Below are 20,702 nucleotides of genomic sequence, written 5' to 3' on the forward strand. Positions count from 1 at the left end.
AAAAACTATAATGAAACTAAAAATAAGTACAATAACCCTTTTACTAACCTTACTAGCCTGCACAAAACAAAACCCCAATACTGCAGAGCAAGAACTTTTAAATTATTATAAGCAAATTAAGCAACCCACTACCCCTATAAATTATAACGCTTCGTTTTATAGTAGTGGCTGTAGCTTTGAGTTAAGGGTTAATGATGATTATGTGTATAACTATTATAGTACCGGTGGTATAGGAACAAGTTTTCCTATAAATCCTAATATATTAAAAGCGGGTAAACAACGTTTTAGTATAACAATATATCCCCCACGGTTAACTAACGGCGATTTTGCAAAGACCCTACCAAAAGACGCATCCTTTAAGTTAGATATAAAAGGTGTTGTGTTTGATGATGGTTTTGTAGACACTGTAGACGACGGTATTACTTTTGAACTACCAACTAAATCAGGGATTAACGATGATGGTGCAGAGACTATGATTTATGCTGACGAAGGACAACCTATGGCTGTCTATACAGGCTATTTTAATGCAGACGTGGATTATGATTTAGTCGGTTGGTCAGAGTCCGTAGATTTGCGTAAAGAAGATCCCGATAAATTATTAGAAGAGGTGCTTAAGTTATACAAAACTGCGGGACGGGCCATAACGGAAGGCGACTATCAAACTTTTTTTACATTAACAGAAAAAAAAATAAAAGAAATTGCCCAATGCTGGTATAGTGATAGTATTGGCATGATACAGGATTTAAAACCTTACAAAGAGATCGCTACATATGACGAAAAAAAACTACGACCTATTGATGATTTTTCAGTTCAGTTTTTTGGTGATGGTAAAATGATTGGTTTGTATGATAAATCAGGGTCTTACAAAGGAGATCCATCACTTCAAATTGGTTATATTGAAAAAGAGTCAGAAAAATATGTTACATTCCTATTCCTCCACCTCCACCGTCCTAAAAAAGGGGCGCCATTAGAGATTATACGGTAATACTTTTAAAACAATAGGCATTTACAATACGTGTTCTATAAAACTTAAAACTATTAGTTTATGGTGACATTGGATTGAACTAAAATTTAAAACACAAAAAAGTATCAATAAGCTTTAATATATAAAAAGAGGAAACATAGGTTTTAAAGTCTTTGTTTCCTCTTTTATTGTAAAACTCAATACCATATTAGCAATCCCTAGTTCTGCATAGCAATTAATCTAATCTGCTTTTGTACAGCTCGTATAATTGTATATTGCATTTGTAATCCTCTTGGCACATGGTGTTTCAATAAAAAATAAAAACACCCCTCGCACGCCATATCCACAACTCTAGCGTACTTCTGTGAAGTGTGTCTGTTTTTTTTTTAGCATTTGCAATGCAATTTATTATCTTTAATTTAACAATTAGTCACGCTTTACAAAAGCGCGCCAGGTTCTGTGATTATAGATGTGGCACGAGTGGTTGGAGATGCTTTTACCATAGAAAGAAAAGTGAAAGTTAAAAACTGATAATAATGACAACATCAAAAGGATTAGAATCGCAATTTAAAAAATTAGCCCCAAAATATTTTGCCAATTATGGGTTTGAATTAGAGGAGAAAAGCCCTCTAACAATGGTAAATAAGGCGTTATTTGAAAATAAGAGTATTTCCTATATACAAATGGGTATAACTACTAAAAGAATATTTTCTTATAGAGGTTTATCATTTCGCTGGTCATTGAATTATCCTAAGGTAGAGCATTTTTGGTTTAAATATCGTCATCTGTTGAGTAAAGATAATGATCCTAAAACACCAACCATAGGATTCTTAAAGCCTTATATCAATGAAAGTTTTATAGATAATTCTAAGTATGATGACTTTATAAACAATTACTCAGCGTTGAGACTTGATAGAGGGACAGAATTGATTGAAAATTGGACTGATTTTGAAGAAATTTTAAATAAGACGAGTGAACAATATTCTAATACTATATTGAGCCACATCGATAATAATTGTGATTTGCAATGGTTAGACAGTATCATTAACTCCAGTAAAGATTACGATCCTTCGAATAAATACATTTTAATTAATGATGGTCATCTCTATAGAAAGATTATAGTTGCGAGAATGACAGGTAATTCTCGATATAATGAACTAGTTAATCATTATAAAGAGGTATACAGAAATTCTTATGAGAATAATGGAAGTCAAAACGCTCTAAATAATTTTGAAACTATTGTGGAACTTGATAAAGACTTGTCTCAATATAATGACCCAGAAGACTTTGAGTATTTAATATATTAATATTTTTATAAAAAACATTGCTCCATACTCACCTTTTTCGCATTTTTTAGATGTGCAGTAACCCCCTGCTAGCGCCCGTTTGTAAAGAGTGCTACAGCTATTAAGTTCTAACAAAAGAATCAAAAAACAAAAGCTATCTATTCATTTAGGTAGCTTTTTTTTTAAAGACATGAATTGAAAGCCTAAATTTTAAAATCCAACAGCAGTATATTTTGTTTCGTTTACTACAGTATATTGGATAAATATATTTGCTAGGGCGTATTGTAGAAAACGAAAAAAGAATGTAATTATTTGCTTAGTTTTGTAAACATGCGTTGCAAAATTGCCCTAGCTGGATTCGTTGCCGGTAATATTACAATTGACTTTAAGTGCAACCCTAAGCAGTTGGCTACCAAAAAATAAAAACAGATGAGCCATGGTAGAAGACTTTACAAGAAGTATAACACACTGGAGATATAAAAACACAAAAAAAATTAAGAATTATTATCATCGGGTAGAAAAGAAAATATACGTTAAACCAAGAAACTCTATAGATTTAAGGCTTCATAAAAAATTATATTATTATCAAGATGATAATTTTATCAATTATCCTTCTGATGCTAATTTTATGCCATATATAGGCATTGGAGTATGTTTAATGTTTGTTTTAGGATTATTATTTATACCTGATGAACCTCTATCGGATGCTGGGTGGTTTATAGTTATTTTATGTAGCATTCTTACAGTTTTTTTTCTAGTCTATCTAATTACAAAACCAAAAAAGGAACAAATTTTGAACCGACGAGATGGGTTGTTAACGATGACGGGTTTTTTTTGGCAAAATAATATTACGATGCATTTTGATAAAGTTGAGTTTGGGTATAGTACAGGTGGAGAAGATGGTTTAGGAGCTTTTTTGCTAGAGGTAATTCGCCCTAATGACTGGCAAACTTTTGATTATTTTGGTTATGGTGGTGCAGAGTGTTATGAAAGTATGAGTTTTACTACTTGGTATATGGATAAAAACCGCCCTTTGCCACCTGGTGCTGCTTTCGACCGTTTCCGTGAACAAGATTTTGAACGACGAAAGGCTGAAGGTTTTCCAAAACCCTTATACCCAAGTAAAATAAAGACACCAGAAGCAACAAAGTCACAGCAAGCAGAGCGTAAACGCATAGGAGGCTGGTAAAAAATAAGAATGAAAAACAGTATTGAAGAAATAAGGAAATATTATATACCGATAAACTTTGGATATATAAAAGACGGTAAATTATATAAGAAAGCGCCTTTTTCAGTAAATATAGAAATGTCTGCAGTTATTATATTAATTATAATGATCGTTCAAGGAATATTTTTTTCAAACCAGTTTAAAACAAAACAAAGAGGTTGTAGTAGATACGTTAGCTAATTTAAAAACCAAAAAGCCATGGTAGAAGACTTTACAAGAAAAATCACACATTGGAGTTATAAAAACACAAAAAAAATTAAGAATTATTATCATCGGGTAGAGAAAAAAATATATGTAAAGCCAGGGGATTCTATTGACCTAAGGAACCATAAAAAAATATATTTTTATCAAGATGATAATTTTATAAATTATCCTACTGATGCTAATTTTATGCCTTACATAGGATGTGGCATTTTTTTATTACTTGCTTTGTTTATGCTTTTTCCTTTAAATCAAGAATATAAAGGAGAAGATATTACTGTAATTATAATAAGTAGCTTATTAACATTGTTCTTTGTAGTTTATTTATTCACAAAACCTAAGAAAGAAAAAATATTGAACCGAAGAGATGGGTTGTTAACGATGACGGGTTTTTTTTGGCAGAAGAGTATTACTATGCAATTTGAAAAAGTAGAATTTGCGTATAGCACAGGAGGTGAAAATGCAGTTGGTGCTTTTTTACTAGAAGCTATCCGTCCGAATGATTGGCCAACGTTTGATTATTATTGTTATGGAGGAAATGAATGTTATGAAGGTATGAGTTTTATTACTTGGTATATGGATAAAAACCGCCCTTTGCCACCTGGTGCTGCTTTTGATCGTTTCCGTGAACAAGATTTTGAACGACGAAAGGCTGAAGGTTTTACAAAACCCTTATACCCAAGTAAAATAAAGACACCAGAAGCAACAAAATCACAGCAAGCAGAGCGTAAACGCATAGGAGGCTGGTAAAAAATAAGAATGAAAAACAGTATTGAAGAAATAGGGAAATATTATATACCGACGAACTTTGGATATATAAAAGACGGTAAATTATATAAGAAAGCACCTTTTTCAGTAAATATAGAAATGTCTGCAGTTATTATATTAATTATAATGATTGTTCAGGCAATATTTTTTTTCAAGGGTGAATCGATATATATTTTTTGGTATACCTATATTCCATTGGTAATTATAATAATTTATGGCTTGATTAAAAGATACCAAAAAGGTGATATACATTATTTTTTTGACAGAAAAACAGGAGCACTAACTTTTCCAGAAAGTATCTTTAATGAACAAGAAAAAGTATATCAATTTAAAAATTTATATTTCGATTTTAATGAATATCAAAGCTATGAAAAAAGAGAAGATAAGGACTATCATCTTATTTATGATGTGATACCGAGTGTAACCAAAGAATCATTTGTAAAGCATTGGAGTTTTTATCTTTGGTATATGGATAAAAATAGACCATTACCACCTAGTCCAATATTTAATGAATTTAGACAACAAGATTTTGAACGTCGTAAAGCAGCTGGTTTCCCTAAACCAATATATAAAAGTAATATAAAAACACCTGAAGCAACGAAAACGCAACAAGCAATGCGAAAACGCATTGGTAACTGGTAAAAAAAATAATATAATGACTAAGTTTAAAACTTTATTTATAACACTTTTTGTTATAATAATCTATACCTGTAAAGCACAAGAAAGTAGAAACAACATTTTTATTGAAGGAAAATGGAAAGTTGTTAATTGGATTTTCACAAGTAATGTAGGTAGAAGTATGGATAAGACGCAAAGAGAAAATTATACTAGATATTTAAATGGATTAACCATGGATTTTAGTGTCAACAATATTTTTTCTACCAATAAACCAGAAATTTTTCAGTTCAATAATTCCAAATTTGAATTAAAGGATTCTAAATATTTACTCTTTAATAATGTTTATCTAGGAGGAGCTTTTATTTTAAAAAAGCAAAAAGTTTTTTTTAGAAATAAAGAACTAACTTTTGAACTAGAAAAAATAGAATCTTATCCTAACCCAAAAATAGTCTTAAATAAAGTAGAGGATATTACCGAAGATTTACCAGGTTTACTTCAAATAGAACAAGCTAACAGTTTAAACCAGTTAGACGTACTTCCTAAATTAATATCATCTGCGCCAGACGACTATGATTGTAGTGAAATTTGTTTATCGGATATATTTACTAATGTAATTTTAAATAATATTGACTATTCTTTACTTAAAAACAATGACATAAAATATGATATTAGCTTTGTTATTGATAGTCTAGGCAATATAAACTCATTTAATGTTAAAGAAACCTATATTTATTGGAATGAAAAAGGAACTAAGGTTGTTTCAAGAGAAGAAAAAAACAAAGAGTTAATGACAGAAATTAAAAAAGATATAATTTTTAGTATTTTAAAATTTAAAAATAGATTTAAACCTGGAGTAAAAAATAATAAAGATGTAAATTCTGTAATTAATTTAGAATTGAGATTGATTTCTCAATAAAGGAATATGGATAGTTATGTAGATAGCGAGTAATTAAAATTTGTAAATACATTTAATTCTGGAAAAGTAAATTTATATTTTTTACGGACAAGAACCTTATAAAAAATGGAGTTTATATGTTAGGTATACGATAAAAACTACCCATTACCACCAGTTACTGCTTTTGATGAGTATAGAACTGAAGATTTTAAGAGCAGAAAAGCCATAGGTTTCCCAAAACCTATCTTTCCAATTTCTTTTAATACGCCCTCGTTCGCCATATCCGTAACTCTGGCGCACTTCTGTGAAGTGTGTCTTTTTTTTTTAGCATTTGCAATGCAATTTATTATTTTTAACTTAACAATTAGTCACGCTTTACAAAAGCGCGCCAGGTTCTGGGATTATAGATGTGGCACGAGTGGTGTATGCTGATTTTTATTATAAGAACGTACGTATAGATACCATAGAAGGTTTAATGGATTGGGGTAAAGAATATAAAGGTAAATTATGATATAATGAAGATAAAAAAACGATATGGTAAACATGGGGGATATTTACCTCATTGTGTAGATAGAGCCGTTAAGCGCCACATAAAAAAAGAAGAAGTAAATGATCCTGAGTATTATATTCGAGTAGATGATAAATATTTTATAAAGAATGAGGCTATTGCAAGTGATTCATTTAAATATGCCGGTTTTGGTGCTTTTGGATTCTTGTTATTAGCTTTAATAGTAGCAACATTAAAAAATGAAAGTATAAATTATTTTTTTGTTTCACTTTTTTTTTTAGTGGGCTGTTTATCTATTATTTATTATTACACGCACCAAAAAAAAGAATTAATATTAGATCGAATGAGTGGAAATATTACGTTTCCTAATTATTTTTATGGCAAAGCATTTACCATACCTTTTAAAGATTGTTTAGCAGCATGGTCTATGAAAAATGTAGGGTCAGCTCCTACACCACCTAGTTTATCATTACTGCATCCTAATGGTTATACAAGTACTGATGTTATGGGAGGAGATGTGTTAGAAGATTGGACTTTTATGGTATGGTATATGGATAAAAACCGTCCATTACCTCCCGGCACAGCTTTTGACGAATATAGATTACAAGATTTTGAACGTAGAAAAGCAGAAGGATTTCCTAAACCTTTATACCCAGGATCTTTTGCTACTCCAGAGCGTACACCATCACAACATAAAGAACGTAAGATTATTGGTGGGTGGTAAAATAAATGAAGAAAACTAAAAAAACACCCCCTCGCTGGCGCATCTGTTGGTGCATGGTCTACTGTTGGATTTTTAACTTTTTGGCCATTATTAATTGTAATAGGAGCCTTAATTGTTGTTACCATAATAGCCATTTACCTAACAGATACTCCTTTGGAAAAATATTTACTAAATAATATTTTTAGTAGTGAGATTATATTTATTAGTAACGAAACTCTTCCCTATAAATATATAGAAGAATTAAATAATAAAAAAGATACGTTAATAAATAATAGGATGGCCGTATGGCGTAATTTTATTACCGCCAAAGAAGATTTATATGATTTATTAATAAGTTACCGAGTACAACGTGAAATAACAAAGTATGATTTGGGACATAAAGACGAGGATTATGATAATAGTAATATAGTTATACAATGGATTCGCGATGCACTTGCAACTTCAAATAGTGGTTACACACAAACCACAGAGTTAAAAGTATCCATACAATTGCGTAAATTTTTATACAACAAAAGTGAATTTTATTTTGGATTAAAATTATTATATAATGGACTTAGTGCAGCAACAGAGAAAGATAAATGGCTGTTTTCAGCAAAGTCTACTTTAAACAATTTTGAAGGCATAGATGTATTAGAGCTTGTTTATATAATATCCGACGATACATTTAAAAAACTACAAATGAGCTCAGAATTTTTATTTATAAGCAAAACAGTAATTAATGAAATGACAGGAGAGTATTGGCCTAGTCAACTAGGAAGTGATCGTTACCATGCATACAAATTTTCTACAATTCGTTTAAACGATGTGATGTTGAATATGCCAATAATTGATGAGTTCAAAAATTTATATGGTAAAGATGTACGTATTGGTAATACAAGTGAAATTTTTAATCCGAGCACCTAGGTATTATAATGCAACATTTTGATAAACATATTACTGGAAAACCTTATGTCTATAAAATAGAGGAAGTAAAAAGTAATGATACCACTCTTATAGAGGTTAACGACAAATATTATTCTAAAAATAGAAGTCTTTCAATTTGGATGAATTGGAAATTTGGGATAGCAATGTCTTTTTGTTTATCTCCTATTTTAATAGGTATTGGAAAAGAAGATAGTATGACTACTATGCTATATTTTATAATACTGTTTACCCCACTAATTATTTTTACAGTTATTGGTTTTAAATCATCAAAGAAACAAATGGTAATGGATAGATTAAAAGGCACCATTACTTTTCCCAAAATTAATGGAGAAAAAAAATCAATTACTGTACCTTTTCACAAAGGAAAAGGGGGTATCAAATCTTATATGATAGGAGATGTAATGCATACAGATTTGTTTTTTAAAACGTTAAAAGGTGTAAAACCTAAAGTAGTAGGAAATTTATCAGAGCATTATTTGGAAGAGGTTTGGAATTTTACCGTTTGGTATATGGACAAAAACCGTCCCTTACCGCCTGGTACTGCTTTCGATCCTTATCGCCAACAAGATTTTGAACGTCGCAAAACTTTAGGTTTTCCAAAGCCATTATACAAAAGCACAGTTCCTACCCCAGAGGCAACACCTGAACAGCAAGCAGAACGAAAAAAGATCGGCGGATGGTAACCATTATTTTAATTATAACTAAAAAATATTTATGAAACTAAAAACAACTGAAATTTTACCAAAAACAAATGTGCTTTTCCTATTAGTCTTAATCGGATTTCTTTTAGTAGCAATAAGTCTGATTTTTCAAATAGGATTTGGTGTTTTCGCCTCAAATCAAGAAACAGCTCAATTATCTATGAGTGTAAAAGTGATTACTGGAATTATTGTTTTTTTTAAGTCTTTATTAAATATTTTTTTAGGAATTTGGTTATATAAAAAATCAACTTTAATTGAAGAGAATAAGTATACATGGTTTTTCTTTGGTTTATTTTTCGGGATATTTGCAATTATTCTATTCTATCTTATTCTAATTTTTAAAAAATTAGATAAAAATTAGTTACTGCTAACGCTAGTTTGTAACCAGTACTATAACTAATAAATCCTACAAAAAGAATTAAACAAGAAAAGCTATCTATACATTTAGGCAGCTTTTATTGTTTTTAGGTTCTGTAGAAAATAAAAATCTAGAAATTATACGATGATTCACAAGTTTAGTCCATATATAATTATAATACTTCAAACGCTTGCTTGTATTTGGTATCTATTACCCGAAAACAGCAGTGCTCATGTTCCTGGAGGCTTTATAAAAATGATAATTTTTGGAAGTACAGCATTACTTCTGCTAATTATATCCACCATTCTATATTTTATATATAAACCTTCCGAATTAATTTGGAAAATGCCTTTTATTATTTTCATTATAATGATACTGTTAGGTTGGTTCTACAACAAATAAAGCAAACAAATTTATGGCCACTAAAAATAACATAAAGGTAATAAAGACAACTACAGCTGTAGAAATTAACGATACGAATCATTTATTAACTCCCCTCGCGCGCCATATCCACTACTCTAGCGTACTTCTATGAAGCGTGTCTATTTTTTTTAGCATTTGAAATGCAATTTATTATCTTTAATATAACAATCAGTCACGCTTTACAAAAGCTGGCTAGATTCTGTTATTAGAGATGTGGCATGAGTGGTTTTTTGACACTAAAATAGCATTAATTCCCAATTAATAAACCTTAACTTACATGCCAGAATTATTATTTGATGGTATCCAAGCAACAGTTTATGCAAAAGCAGATATTGGTCTAACTATTAAAAAAGGTTATTTTGAAGGCAAAAATTTAGAAATACCCATAGCTGATTTCACCCCAGAGACACCTTATACTTTAGCAAGAGCAATAGATATTATAGAAAAAAATTGAACAGTCGACAGGTTTAAATGCGACTATACCAATAATATAAATAAATATTTTATAAAATTATGAAGAAAGTGACAGTAACGCTGTGTATTATTAGTTTAATCTTACAAAGTTGTATATCGCAATCAAATTTTGATTTGTCTGATATTACGCTAAATGAAAATATAAAAGACTTACCCATAGAAAAATTAGATTTATATGAGAAAGATTTCTTTCTAAGTTCTGAGTATTCTGGTCATACAATTTATGATAAACAATTTCTCAACTTCAAAGGAGTTGCATTAGAAGGTCGAATTCATCCAAACACCAATTACCTAAGAAATAGTGTTTCTTTTTGGTTTTCTAAAAAAGATAATATTATTTCAATATTAGAAATAAATATACACACACATGATGAATGTACTGAATTTGTTAATGTTCTAATAAAAAAATTAGGAAACCCAAATTATATACGTTTTGAAAATAAGAAAGAGAGAGAAAGAGATAATCCATCAAACTATTTATGGGAAGATACTGTTAATAATAGAACCTATTTTTTAGATGTGTATAAAGATTATCAAACTAAAAAATATGAAAAAGCACATCTTTATATGCTTAAAAATTCGGATACTATTGTCTACCCCACAATGTTTGATTTTCCTGAATATGGTTATTATGGAGAGTTTATAGATGAAAGAAGTAAGAAACAAGACCCAACATATACTTATCAGCAATATGTGGCTGATAAAGTTAAACGAGGAAGAGGTGAATATGAAAATTATTATACAAAATAACAATAATATAATTTATAAATAAGATGGCACAACCATATTATATGGTTCGCACTATTAGCCCACATTTATAGTAAGTACTGTTAAAATAATTAAACAACACTAGCTATCTATTCTTTCAAGCAACCACAATATATTGGATAAATCTAGTAAAAAAAACAAGACTGCTTTGATTTTCTACTAAAAAATATTGACTATCGCAGAAAACAAAAAAAGAGGTGATTATTTGTATATTGCTTTTCTAAAAATAGATTTTAAAAAGTCTAAAAAAGGAAAAAGGATAAGTAAAAAACCAAGTAAACCATTACCCTCGGAAAAATTTAAAATCCGTAAAGAATTTACTTATTTTAAAGAAACTAAAATAACATAAATGAAGTATTTAATAATGTCCTTAATAATCGTTTTAGGATGCATTAAGAAAAAAGATAATAAAACTATTCAGGCAACAAAAACGCTAATAACAAAAGAAATAAACAGAGACAAACAGTATACATATGTAGTATCTGTAACGACGTACACACCTTACGAGTTATATATAAATGAGATGCCCGCAGAGAAGGATTATGATGCTGGATCCAATACAGCAATAGAGATTAATCCATATCTTTTAGGAAATGGCAAACATACTATACGGCTTAAATTACTTCCCCAAAAAGGAGAATCTACAGTAGATCTTGAGAATCTTGAAATGAGCCATTTCGAATTGGTTAAAGTCATTAAAAACAATAAAACTGGCAGAGGTCTTAAATATAATGAGGAAATAATGAAACTTATTTTACCTCCAATGCCAACACCTTTACCTTTTATTGAAATGAAATGGGAAATAGAGATTAAGGATTTACCTTATCAGCTAGAAGGATGGAGTAAAAGTAAAATTTTTAAAGAAGAAGATTCTCTTGAAGTAATGAAGCAAGTTCTTGAATATTATAAAGAACTAAAAAATATTCTAAATGCAGGCGATACCTTAGAATGGAAAAAACGAACTACCAACAAAAGAAGTGAAATCTGGACTGTAGTATACGAAAAAAAATCAAATTTTGATGAAAATTGGAAAAGTATTTTAAGCGAGATAAAAGAAGAATCTAAAGGAAATATGTTACCACTTGAAGATTATGAACTAAAATTCTATGCAAATGGCAGAGTTGTATCTCTAGAACGAAGGGAAACTGATTTCTTTGAAGATATAGAAGTAAATATAAAAGGGTGGAATGCTTTAATTTTCAATGATGAAGGTTCTATATATTCAATAGGAACTAAATTACATATGCCTGCGAATAGTGATACTTTTGAAATAATAAGATAGCACTAATTAAAGCTTATAATGATAATAGGGATATTTTCTTTGACGCCTAGTAGTCGTTAATTTGAAAATGATAGTTACAAATAAGTATTGACTATGTCTCATAGCAGATCTAATAATTGATTTATAAAGAAATTACTTTTCAACATAGCCTTAATAGTAATAATAAAAGAAGTATCAAACATTTTAATTAGTAATTAAATGGATTTAATAGCGTTTATATTTTTTATACTTTTAGTGCTTTTAGTTTTTTTAAACAGAAAAAAAATTAATAAATGGCATTTAAAATTTGCTATTATATCAATAATTGCTTCTGTTCCTTCATATCTAGCTGTTTTACTTATATTAAAAAAAATAGATTTTACACCAAATAAAAAATTAACCATTGGTATTTATGTTAGTTTAATAATACTACTAGTTTTTGTAATTACACTTTTTATGATACAAAAAATATGGGATATTTTATTACAGTATCAAATAAAAATTGGAAATAAAGAAAAACCTTTTATCAAAAAAATAATAAAAAGAAAGCCTTTAATAATAACAACTTTTCAGATTATGTACTTTCTAGGTTTTAGCCTAGGACTATATGGTTTATGGTTTAGCTCTAACACCGTATAAACGACTATTAAAATCTTATTTACAATATTATAGATGTAAAACAATAACTACTTTTAATGCAGCTCTTTTAAACTAAAAAGAAAAAAATAGTCTATCTAATTAAAAAGATCAAACCAATCAAGTTGTAAAATAAACATGCAAGAACTCACACAATTTATATTTAAAGAATCCCAATTGCCAGAATTAATTTTTGCTGTTATTTTCAGCTTAGGTGTTGCTCTATTTTATTCTGTTATTATTTCTAGTCTTTACAAAGAATTTAAACCTGCTTGGCTCTTCTTTGCTCTACTTCCTTTATTTGTTATAGTTTCAAATATCCTTTTTAATATTCACCCGTTTGTTGTCATCCTATTTTTATTCTTATTACTAGTGCTACTAACCATAATTGGAGGTATTTTAAAAGGTGTAAAATCTTCAATTGATGGTATTAAAAAACGTTCTAAAAAAGAAACATTGCCAAAAATATTTTTAGACATAATTAAAAACTTAATCCTCGTTGCTGCTTTTATTGCGGCATTTATATATTTTGACACCGCCACTATCATTGTTATATTCGTTTTACTTTTTGTTATTAAACTATTTTCTTCCAGCAACACAAAAAACTTTTTAAATCTTCAAGCTAGCTTACCAACCTCAAAAATAAAATCTATGGCTATGGGGTTAGTCGAGGTTTCTGGACACACCATCATGCAAGAACCTATGCTATCCAGAATTGGAAAAAAAGAATGTATTGGCTATCAGTACAAAATAGAGCAAAAAAGTAAAGGTCGAGATGGAAAAACCGATTATAGTACAATTAGCAACGAAGTGGTTTGTAATAATTTTTTACTAGACGATGGTACAGGCCAAGTAGAAATAGTAGCAGATGCTATTGATTTTTTATGGATTGAAGAGACAGACTCCTACTCTAGCGCTTCCAAACGTTATACACAATATCTTTTAACAGATAATCAAAGTATTATATTAATAGGTAAAGCAAATTCTGACGCAAATAGGATTTTCATAGAAAAAGAACCTATTAAGAATATATTTATGCTTGCTCCAAACAACTCTGTAGGCAGATGGAATAGAAATAAACCCTTATTAAATAATTTCCTGGTCTATTTAGCTATAGTGTTTCTAATTATAGCTTTCATTTTAATTTCAGAAATAAACGTAGACGGTGATACGATAAATCTTAATTTTAATTTATCTTGGGATAGTCTTTCAATTACTAAATTATTCGAATAAAAACATGAATCAAACTATAGGAATAGTCATAATAGTAGTAATCATTGCTTCTATTATAAGCGTATTTATCAAACTTTACAACAAATTAGTCATGCTAAAGTTTAATGTAGAAAAGGCTTTCGCTAACATTGATGTCCTTCTTAAACAACGTGCTGACGAAATCCCTAATCTAATTACCACTGTAAAACAGTATGTGACCCATGAAAAAGAAACACTTAATAGATTAACAGAGTTAAGAACAAAATATTTATCATCAACAAATCAAAATGAAAAAATAGAATTAACCAATAAAATGGTGACCGCTTCTGGAAAAATCATGATGGTTGCCGAAAATTATCCAGATTTAAAGGCTAGTGCTTCATTTATTACACTTCAAGAAAGGGTGTCTCAATTAGAAGATCATATTTCTGACAGAAGAGAATTTTTTAATGAATGTATTAATATGTATAATATAGGTATTAATGAATTTCCTAATATGATTTTATCTAAGCCCATGGGCTACACAGAAAAAGCATTATTACAAATCACCGAAGCAGAAAAAAAGTACAATGGAGTTACCTTTTAATTATTTCCCTTTTTTAGACCATATAATTACTCAACCTATATTAATTCTCATGTGGGCTGCATTTGGTGTACCCATGTTAATCTTTTCAATCGCCATAATTAGCAGATTATATAGATCCTTTAGCTTCAGTAGTAATTTAAATACTATTATTTTTTGTAGCCTTTCTTTTACTTGGATAGGAGGTTTTATAATAACCATATTACTTTTCTTTTCTGGAGCCTCAGGTATTAAACTATATTTTATTTGGTTAAGCTTATGCTTTTCTAGCTTTATCTTTTCCGCCCTTAATATTACTGCAATAAATAAATTGTACAATGACTTATCTAAAAAAGTAACCGAAAAGAACAAAAAATAAGGCTTAGTCGCTACCTCAAATACAATTTTGTAATGTGAGCTGGTAATTTTTAAAATTCAAAAGCTAACAATAGTATCCCTGCATACGATGCTGCACGCTGTATCACTTATATTAAAAAACTATATTTAAAAATGAATTTAATTAAACAAGGATTTTGGATACTACTGTTAACTGGTTGTTTTCATCTCTATTTATTATTTCCTGATTTTAAACTTTTATTACTAGCAATGGGATACATTATTGGTTTTATTATCTTAAGAAAAGTTTTTTTTAAGAACGGAGGTTCATTCATAAATAAAAAAAAAGAGGACTAATACCCTTTTAGATAGTGTATCATTTTGTAATATATGTGGCCTACACTATCATTAAAAATAGAACAATATAAAAGGTAATATACCCAATAAGGTAAGTGTATAAAAAACCCAATACTCTATAATTAATATGCAACATTTCACAACTAAATTTTTAAATCCGTTTTCAGAGCAAGAGGACATTAATATCAATCTATCTCCAAAAGAAGCACTTTTAAAGTTTAGAGAAACAGAATGGTATGAATACATAAAAAAGTCTTTTAAAACTGCCACAGATAGTTCTAGTAAACCAGTATTAAATGATTTTTGGTATTTTACAATTAGAGTATGCATCAAATAAGCAGAGCTTTAATTTACTTATCGTTCCAAATTTTGCATCTTCAAATAATTTTACCGAAAAGGACATTACATTTTCATTAGAATATACTAGGCCTAAACAAATAATGACTTCAAAATTTACTCAGTTTTTTGGAGGTGCCAAACAAAAATGGGTAGACCATAATACGCACATTAAAGATCTAAAGATACTAGAAACTCAAAATTTAATTGAAGCTTTTGTAAGTGATAATCATAGTATATTGGATGAGAAAATGAAAGATTTAGGACCACTATTTTATGATACCTCAAATTTTAGTAACTAAATGATGTATTAACGACATAGACGTTATTAAATTAGGACTAGAAAGTAAAAAATTCATACCCCAACAGGAGTATATTTTACTTTATTTGGAAATACAATACTTGATAGAAGTATTTTACAAGGCAAGACTATTTTAATAGTCTTATAGAAAATATAGACCATTGTAGAGAATAAAAAAGAATGTAATTATTTGCATATTGCTTTACGCCTAACCCTGAACCTCCTATTTTTTTTTTGTGATTTGAACTAATATATTATAGATGTATCAAGTATCTTAAATTAGTTTTGGACTTCAAATTCAAATTATAGAACATATAAAAAAGATTTACCCTCCATGAAAGAAGGTGAACATCTATTAATAGATGCTATTTCAAAAAACGAATAAATGAGCCTCCAAAAGCTAAAGGAGAATTGATTTTTTTACAAAATTTGCAGCTTTGTCAGGTATTAAAGACAGCGTTTGTAGCGACTGCAAAAAAAAATAATCAATTTTCTATCTCTTAGAATGAAAAAGATAAGTTATTTAATCCCAAAAACTAAACTAACTTAAAAAACAGACCTCCATTACATTTAAAGACACTTGCTTTTTTTGAAAGCCAACCAATGTTGTTATCCATAAATGCGATACAATATATTATAATAAACGCTCAACATATTTAAATCAAAATTTATTACACCACTATTTAGTTTTTAATTACTAAAAATCAAATTACACATAATACTTTCTGAATAGACCATAAACCTCTAAATTACAGATTACTAATGTTAATTAAACGTTACCTGCTCGTCTTTCAACAGATAAAACGGTTTTTTATCGTAAATATTTGCGGTCGCTCTGTAAAGTTTTTAGATTTATACCATGCCAATAATGGCTTTTAAATTTTTACTTAAATATTTTTATTATGGCTTTCAAAGCAAAACTTAAAGTAGGTGGACAAGAGTACAATGTGTTAAATTCTTCTTATGAATTACACCAAGAAACGGACGCTACAGGAAGACCTTCTTCTATTACAAGAGGAGGTAAAATTAAATTAACTGTCGAGTCTACTGCAGACACAAGTCTTTCTGACTGGATGTTTAATAACTTCGAACGTAAAGATGGTTCTATCGTATTCTTAAAAAGAGATAGTGATTCTACGTCTAAAGAATTAAAATTTACAGAAGGTTACATGGTTAAATATTACGAAAATTTTGATTCTACTGGAAAAAATCCAATGTCTGAGTCTTTCGTAATTTCTGCTAAAGGAATCGGTATTGGAAATGGAGAGCATGTTAATGACTGGGTTTAATTTAAACTCTTAATTAATTATCATAATACTATAACTAAAGGGAGTGCTCATGCGACTCCCTTTGTTGTCTTCTTTATTCATTTAAATTCCAATACTTATGTCGTTTTTAGCTAAACTTAATATCGATGATAACGAAATGAATGTTTTAGAGTGCTCTTTTGGTTTTCACCAAGGTGCTGATAATACAGGTCGTCCATCACAAAAACCTCGCGGAGGGCAAATAACTATTCTTATAGAATCCACAAATAAAACAGACTTTTTAGAGTGGATGATTTCTAGTAACATGACCAAAAATGGGAGTATCGTCTTTTACAAAAGAGATAACCTATCTAGTCTTAAAACCATAGATTTTAGTGAAGCCTATTGCTTGGACTATGTCGAAGATTTTGATGCTATTGGATCGCAACCGTTAAAAACACGTGTTGTTATTTCGGCAAAAGAAGTCAGTATAAAAGGAACGACGTATACAAATAATTGGCCAGCAAAAATGTAATTTCTGCAAGTCCGTATTTACCCTTTTTAACGTATAACTATAACTAGCTAATTACTATAGTATTGTTTATTTTATAAACAATACTATCTTGTGCACTAAAATTTGCACGCACCTAATTTGTATATGACTACCACTTAAACGCTATTTTTACAAATGAACCACATCAAAAAAACCGATAATTACGATATCTATATTGAACCCAGTCGAAAAACTATTGTTATCCGTCAAAAATGGAAATACATATGGTCCGTCGCTTCAGGGTTATCAAATTGGTCATATTTAGAAAAAAAAGAATGGCATCAAAAAGCTGATAATGTAATTTGGCAACAATGGGGAAGTCAATTTGTGTTTTGGGCTCTAGTCCATGACGAAAATGCTAGCAATAGATCTTTACACAAAAAAGAATTTAATCTAGAGTTTGATATACAATGGGTAACTTCCGATCAGCATTGGTTAGCCAACGTTAAAAAGATAGAGTCCGCAGAAAAGTTTAGATCCAGAGTAAATCTAACAGAAAAAAAAATATATTTAGCACATATAGATACTAATAGAAGACTATCAGGAGCTATAAACCAAAATACTGTAAAACACGAATTTGGTCATACTATTGGTGCTGATGACGAATATGGTAATGATTATAAGCGTGTAGAGAATAAAACAAAATACGAACCTATATATGTTAAAGACACCAAAGCTTTAATGAATATTGGAAATGAACTTAGAACGAGATATATCCGAGACATTAAAATGGAGGTCAATTCAATGATTCCAGGAGTGAGTTTTTCTACTTTTTTTAAATGATGCAACCAATTTATATAATTATGCTAGGACTACTGACATTTTCGTCATGTAACAATAGTCCTACCAAAAAGGTTAAAAAAGTAGAAACAAATAAAACAATCGACTCCACTCATTTTTGTTTAGAAGATTCTATTACAATATCTTTTTTATCAAAAGCTAGTTACAAAAAAGCAATAGCAACTTGTAGGTTAACACTATTGGATGATCAATTTATTTTAAAAGGTCATGGCTATATGGGACCAACTCGTATTTTGGAAAATTATTATTCAAGAGAAGCGCACGAAAAAAATAACATCCCAATTAAAATTGTATTGTGGGGTACAAAAGATGAAGAACATATCATTCGTGTATGGTATAAAAAAGAAAAAAAGCAATGGCTGCCTATTACAGCAATAAAAGATCATAAATCAACACAATATTAATACTAGTTAACCTTTAAAGTATTTAGCTTTTAATAAAAGCTTACAAACAGACTAATTCAACCCAGTTTTAATAATATATAAGACTATGGCATTACAAAGCAACACCACTATATTTATCTCAGGAACAGAGATTACTGCATTTAAATCAATAGAACTCCATCAAAAAATAGATGCCCATCACAGACTAGAGTTAGTCTGTCGTATGGACGTTTTAGAAAATCTATCTGAAGCACTTGGAGAATCTAGTAAAAACTACTTAGGAGAAACCATTACGTTCCAAATTGCGGCATTAGATGCTTTTAACGGCTACAAAGCTTTAGAGTTTAAAGGCATTGTATCCCAGATAACCACCATTAAAGGGCATGAAGCTGGCTCAGGTGACGAAGTTATCATTACCGCCTTAAGCCCCACCTTTATAGCAGATGATGGTCCACATTATGCCTCTTATAATGATGTCTCATTGGCAGAAATACTAGACCGTACCTTTAGCGACTATGATAGATCTAAATTAGAAGTCCTAATACAACCTAATAACACCGCTACCCTACATTACTCTGTCCAAAACGGAGAAAGTGCTTACAATTATGCTAGTCGTCTTGCTGCACAATATGGCGAGTGGTTTTATTATAATGGTGCTAAGTTAATCTTTGGAGCACCAGAAGAGGAAGAATTAGCGTTGACTTATGGTTTTGATCTTAAAGAATACAATCTAAATTTAACGCCACAGTCGTATAATTACAAATTTTATGCTAACGATTACTTACTAAACGATGTGCACGAAAAAGACGCTAAAGATATCAGTTCTGGCGCCAGCGGTTATAGCGGTTTTGTCTCTAGTAAATCAGATAGTATCTATACTAAAGAAACCAAAGTATGGCACAATTTATATAATGATCCGCAAGCAAAACAAAGATTAGACTCTAGCATAGAATTGCAGAAAAAAGCTATCGAAATGCAGCAGGTAAAACTGAATGGTATTAGTGATAATCCTGGCGTAAAATTAGGAAATATTGTAACTATTGAAGGTGCAAATTATAGAGTCATAAACATCACGCATAGCAATAGAGAAAATGGAGATTACGAAAACAGGTTTGAAGCAGTAACTGCAGATTTTGATGCTTATCCCAACACTAACATTAATGCCTTCCCTAAAAGTGACACACAAACGGCTATAGTGATGGAAAATGCAGATCCTGACGGTTTGGGTAGAATACGTGTACAAATGCCTTGGCAAAAAATAACAGGAGAAATGACACCTTGGATACGTATTGTAACCCCTCACGCAGGTGGAGAAAAAGGCTTTCATTTTATTCCAGAAACTGGTGAGGAAGTCTTAATTGGCTTTGAAGGCGGTAATGCAGAGCACCCTTATATGTTAGGGAGTTTATACAATGGCGGAGGGAAAGCGGGAGCCTTCCAAAACGCTAATAACGATATTAAAGCACTGCAATCTAGAAGTGGAAACAAAATGGTTTTTAATGATAATGAAGGGTCAACAACCATTACTGATTCTGGAACAGCAGGAATAAAACTTGATGGTTCTGGAACACTTATTTCTCAAGCTAACGTAAAAAACGAGATTAATGTAGGTGATGGTGCCAGCACACTAATAATGGATAAAGATGGCAAAATAGACCTTAAAGGTAAGGAGTTTGTTCAAATTGTAGTTGGAGACAGTTCTGTTATTATCCAAAAAGATGGAACAATTGAAATCAAAGGAAAAAATATTGGTTTAATAGGTGAAACTATAGTCATTTCTGGCAGTAAAAGTGTTAACGTAAATTCTGGTCCTAGTCAAGTATTTATGGATGGAAATTTAAAAATTATTGGATCAAACGTAGATATCAATTAAAAAT

General features: G+C 30.0%; 24 protein-coding genes. All 24 read left to right on the forward strand.

Features of this window, described 5'->3' with window-relative positions:
• Positions 1-10 precede the first annotated feature (10 nt).
• The 24 genes from H0I26_RS15510 to H0I26_RS15625 all read left to right on the forward strand — a co-directional run bounded on the left by H0I26_RS15510 (position 11) and on the right by H0I26_RS15625 (position 20,698).
• Positions 11-985, forward strand: a complete 975-nt coding sequence (locus tag H0I26_RS15510; protein ID WP_218699885.1) for a hypothetical protein — start codon at positions 11-13, stop codon at positions 983-985.
• A 515-nt stretch (positions 986-1,500) separates the two neighbouring features.
• Positions 1,501-2,271 carry a hypothetical protein gene (locus H0I26_RS15515; RefSeq protein WP_218699886.1) on the forward strand — a complete coding sequence of 257 codons (771 nt, stop codon included), beginning with the start codon at positions 1,501-1,503 and terminating at the stop codon, positions 2,269-2,271.
• 415 nt (positions 2,272-2,686) lie between these two features.
• Positions 2,687-3,439 carry a hypothetical protein gene (locus tag H0I26_RS15520; protein ID WP_218699887.1) on the forward strand — a complete coding sequence of 251 codons (753 nt, stop codon included), beginning with the start codon at positions 2,687-2,689 and terminating at the stop codon, positions 3,437-3,439.
• 9 nt (positions 3,440-3,448) lie between these two features.
• On the forward strand, positions 3,449-3,658 hold the full coding sequence (locus H0I26_RS15525) for a hypothetical protein (RefSeq protein WP_218699888.1): 210 nt from the start codon (positions 3,449-3,451) through the stop codon (positions 3,656-3,658).
• A gap of 18 nt (positions 3,659-3,676) precedes the next feature.
• Positions 3,677-4,429 (forward strand): hypothetical protein, encoded by a 753-nt coding sequence (locus tag H0I26_RS15530; protein ID WP_218699889.1) that lies wholly within the window; start codon positions 3,677-3,679, stop codon positions 4,427-4,429.
• Between the two features lie 9 nt (positions 4,430-4,438).
• Entirely contained in the window at positions 4,439-5,089 is a 651-nt protein-coding gene (locus H0I26_RS15535; protein WP_218699890.1) for a hypothetical protein, read from the forward strand.
• Positions 5,090-5,102: 13 nt separating this feature from the next.
• Positions 5,103-5,981: a hypothetical protein gene (locus H0I26_RS15540; protein WP_218699891.1), complete on the forward strand. Its 879-nt coding sequence runs from the start codon at positions 5,103-5,105 to the stop codon at positions 5,979-5,981.
• A 494-nt stretch (positions 5,982-6,475) separates the two neighbouring features.
• Positions 6,476-7,192 carry a hypothetical protein gene (locus tag H0I26_RS15545; RefSeq protein ID WP_218699892.1) on the forward strand — a complete coding sequence of 239 codons (717 nt, stop codon included), beginning with the start codon at positions 6,476-6,478 and terminating at the stop codon, positions 7,190-7,192.
• A gap of 153 nt (positions 7,193-7,345) precedes the next feature.
• Positions 7,346-8,095 carry a hypothetical protein gene (locus tag H0I26_RS15550; protein ID WP_218699893.1) on the forward strand — a complete coding sequence of 250 codons (750 nt, stop codon included), beginning with the start codon at positions 7,346-7,348 and terminating at the stop codon, positions 8,093-8,095.
• Between the two features lie 8 nt (positions 8,096-8,103).
• On the forward strand, positions 8,104-8,799 hold the full coding sequence (locus H0I26_RS15555; RefSeq protein WP_218699894.1) for a hypothetical protein: 696 nt from the start codon (positions 8,104-8,106) through the stop codon (positions 8,797-8,799).
• Positions 8,800-8,830: 31 nt separating this feature from the next.
• A complete protein-coding gene (locus H0I26_RS15560; RefSeq protein ID WP_218699895.1) occupies positions 8,831-9,178 on the forward strand; it encodes a hypothetical protein in 348 nt (115 codons plus the stop codon).
• Between the two features lie 697 nt (positions 9,179-9,875).
• Positions 9,876-10,052 (forward strand): hypothetical protein, encoded by a 177-nt coding sequence (locus tag H0I26_RS15565; protein ID WP_218699896.1) that lies wholly within the window; start codon positions 9,876-9,878, stop codon positions 10,050-10,052.
• A gap of 59 nt (positions 10,053-10,111) precedes the next feature.
• Positions 10,112-10,822: a hypothetical protein gene (locus H0I26_RS15570; protein ID WP_218699897.1), complete on the forward strand. Its 711-nt coding sequence runs from the start codon at positions 10,112-10,114 to the stop codon at positions 10,820-10,822.
• A gap of 367 nt (positions 10,823-11,189) precedes the next feature.
• Positions 11,190-12,122, forward strand: a complete 933-nt coding sequence (locus H0I26_RS15575; protein WP_218699898.1) for a hypothetical protein — start codon at positions 11,190-11,192, stop codon at positions 12,120-12,122.
• Between the two features lie 198 nt (positions 12,123-12,320).
• Positions 12,321-12,740 (forward strand): hypothetical protein, encoded by a 420-nt coding sequence (locus H0I26_RS15580; RefSeq protein ID WP_218699899.1) that lies wholly within the window; start codon positions 12,321-12,323, stop codon positions 12,738-12,740.
• Between the two features lie 135 nt (positions 12,741-12,875).
• On the forward strand, positions 12,876-13,970 hold the full coding sequence (locus tag H0I26_RS15585) for a hypothetical protein (protein WP_218699900.1): 1,095 nt from the start codon (positions 12,876-12,878) through the stop codon (positions 13,968-13,970).
• Between the two features lie 4 nt (positions 13,971-13,974).
• Positions 13,975-14,535 (forward strand): LemA family protein, encoded by a 561-nt coding sequence (locus H0I26_RS15590; RefSeq protein ID WP_218699901.1) that lies wholly within the window; start codon positions 13,975-13,977, stop codon positions 14,533-14,535.
• A gap of 796 nt (positions 14,536-15,331) precedes the next feature.
• Entirely contained in the window at positions 15,332-15,541 is a 210-nt protein-coding gene (locus H0I26_RS15595; RefSeq protein ID WP_218699902.1) for a hypothetical protein, read from the forward strand.
• The gene (locus H0I26_RS15600) at positions 15,501-15,842 is read left to right on the forward strand and encodes a hypothetical protein (RefSeq protein ID WP_218699903.1); all 342 of its coding nucleotides are present in this window, start codon (positions 15,501-15,503) and stop codon (positions 15,840-15,842) included. Before H0I26_RS15595 ends, H0I26_RS15600 begins: the two co-directional genes overlap by 41 nt.
• 901 nt (positions 15,843-16,743) lie before the next feature.
• Entirely contained in the window at positions 16,744-17,130 is a 387-nt protein-coding gene (tssD, locus tag H0I26_RS15605) for a type VI secretion system tube protein TssD (RefSeq protein ID WP_218699904.1), read from the forward strand.
• A 97-nt stretch (positions 17,131-17,227) separates the two neighbouring features.
• A complete protein-coding gene (gene tssD / locus H0I26_RS15610) occupies positions 17,228-17,623 on the forward strand; it encodes a type VI secretion system tube protein TssD (RefSeq protein ID WP_101019104.1) in 396 nt (131 codons plus the stop codon).
• Positions 17,624-17,776: 153 nt separating this feature from the next.
• The gene (locus H0I26_RS15615; protein WP_218699905.1) at positions 17,777-18,424 is read left to right on the forward strand and encodes a hypothetical protein; all 648 of its coding nucleotides are present in this window, start codon (positions 17,777-17,779) and stop codon (positions 18,422-18,424) included.
• Between the two features lie 20 nt (positions 18,425-18,444).
• A complete protein-coding gene (locus H0I26_RS15620; RefSeq protein ID WP_218699906.1) occupies positions 18,445-18,846 on the forward strand; it encodes a hypothetical protein in 402 nt (133 codons plus the stop codon).
• An 85-nt stretch (positions 18,847-18,931) separates the two neighbouring features.
• On the forward strand, positions 18,932-20,698 hold the full coding sequence (locus tag H0I26_RS15625) for a type VI secretion system Vgr family protein (RefSeq protein WP_218699907.1): 1,767 nt from the start codon (positions 18,932-18,934) through the stop codon (positions 20,696-20,698).
• Positions 20,699-20,702: the final 4 nt, after the last annotated feature.

The sequence above is a fragment of the Olleya sp. HaHaR_3_96 genome (assembly GCF_019278545.1).
Lineage (GTDB): Bacteria > Bacteroidota > Bacteroidia > Flavobacteriales > Flavobacteriaceae > Olleya.

What these genes read in the sequence shown, in the direction of transcription:
- H0I26_RS15510 (WP_218699885.1), top strand. Translation starts at nt 11, where the DNA reads ATGAAACTAAAAATAAGTACAATAACCCTTTTACTAACCTTACTAGCC.
- H0I26_RS15515 (WP_218699886.1), top strand. Translation starts at nt 1,501, where the DNA reads ATGACAACATCAAAAGGATTAGAATCGCAATTTAAAAAATTAGCCCCA.
- H0I26_RS15520 (WP_218699887.1), top strand. Translation starts at nt 2,687, where the DNA reads ATGGTAGAAGACTTTACAAGAAGTATAACACACTGGAGATATAAAAAC.
- H0I26_RS15525 (WP_218699888.1), top strand. Translation starts at nt 3,449, where the DNA reads ATGAAAAACAGTATTGAAGAAATAAGGAAATATTATATACCGATAAAC.
- H0I26_RS15530 (WP_218699889.1), top strand. Translation starts at nt 3,677, where the DNA reads ATGGTAGAAGACTTTACAAGAAAAATCACACATTGGAGTTATAAAAAC.
- H0I26_RS15535 (WP_218699890.1), top strand. Translation starts at nt 4,439, where the DNA reads ATGAAAAACAGTATTGAAGAAATAGGGAAATATTATATACCGACGAAC.
- H0I26_RS15540 (WP_218699891.1), top strand. Translation starts at nt 5,103, where the DNA reads ATGACTAAGTTTAAAACTTTATTTATAACACTTTTTGTTATAATAATC.
- H0I26_RS15545 (WP_218699892.1), top strand. Translation starts at nt 6,476, where the DNA reads ATGAAGATAAAAAAACGATATGGTAAACATGGGGGATATTTACCTCAT.
- H0I26_RS15555 (WP_218699894.1), top strand. Translation starts at nt 8,104, where the DNA reads ATGCAACATTTTGATAAACATATTACTGGAAAACCTTATGTCTATAAA.
- H0I26_RS15560 (WP_218699895.1), top strand. Translation starts at nt 8,831, where the DNA reads ATGAAACTAAAAACAACTGAAATTTTACCAAAAACAAATGTGCTTTTC.
- H0I26_RS15565 (WP_218699896.1), top strand. Translation starts at nt 9,876, where the DNA reads ATGCCAGAATTATTATTTGATGGTATCCAAGCAACAGTTTATGCAAAA.
- H0I26_RS15570 (WP_218699897.1), top strand. Translation starts at nt 10,112, where the DNA reads ATGAAGAAAGTGACAGTAACGCTGTGTATTATTAGTTTAATCTTACAA.
- H0I26_RS15575 (WP_218699898.1), top strand. Translation starts at nt 11,190, where the DNA reads ATGAAGTATTTAATAATGTCCTTAATAATCGTTTTAGGATGCATTAAG.
- H0I26_RS15580 (WP_218699899.1), top strand. Translation starts at nt 12,321, where the DNA reads ATGGATTTAATAGCGTTTATATTTTTTATACTTTTAGTGCTTTTAGTT.
- H0I26_RS15585 (WP_218699900.1), top strand. Translation starts at nt 12,876, where the DNA reads ATGCAAGAACTCACACAATTTATATTTAAAGAATCCCAATTGCCAGAA.
- H0I26_RS15590 (WP_218699901.1), top strand. Translation starts at nt 13,975, where the DNA reads ATGAATCAAACTATAGGAATAGTCATAATAGTAGTAATCATTGCTTCT.
- H0I26_RS15595 (WP_218699902.1), top strand. Translation starts at nt 15,332, where the DNA reads ATGCAACATTTCACAACTAAATTTTTAAATCCGTTTTCAGAGCAAGAG.
- H0I26_RS15600 (WP_218699903.1), top strand. Translation starts at nt 15,501, where the DNA reads ATGATTTTTGGTATTTTACAATTAGAGTATGCATCAAATAAGCAGAGC.
- tssD (WP_218699904.1), top strand. Translation starts at nt 16,744, where the DNA reads ATGGCTTTCAAAGCAAAACTTAAAGTAGGTGGACAAGAGTACAATGTG.
- tssD (WP_101019104.1), top strand. Translation starts at nt 17,228, where the DNA reads ATGTCGTTTTTAGCTAAACTTAATATCGATGATAACGAAATGAATGTT.
- H0I26_RS15615 (WP_218699905.1), top strand. Translation starts at nt 17,777, where the DNA reads ATGAACCACATCAAAAAAACCGATAATTACGATATCTATATTGAACCC.
- H0I26_RS15620 (WP_218699906.1), top strand. Translation starts at nt 18,445, where the DNA reads ATGCTAGGACTACTGACATTTTCGTCATGTAACAATAGTCCTACCAAA.
- H0I26_RS15625 (WP_218699907.1), top strand. Translation starts at nt 18,932, where the DNA reads ATGGCATTACAAAGCAACACCACTATATTTATCTCAGGAACAGAGATT.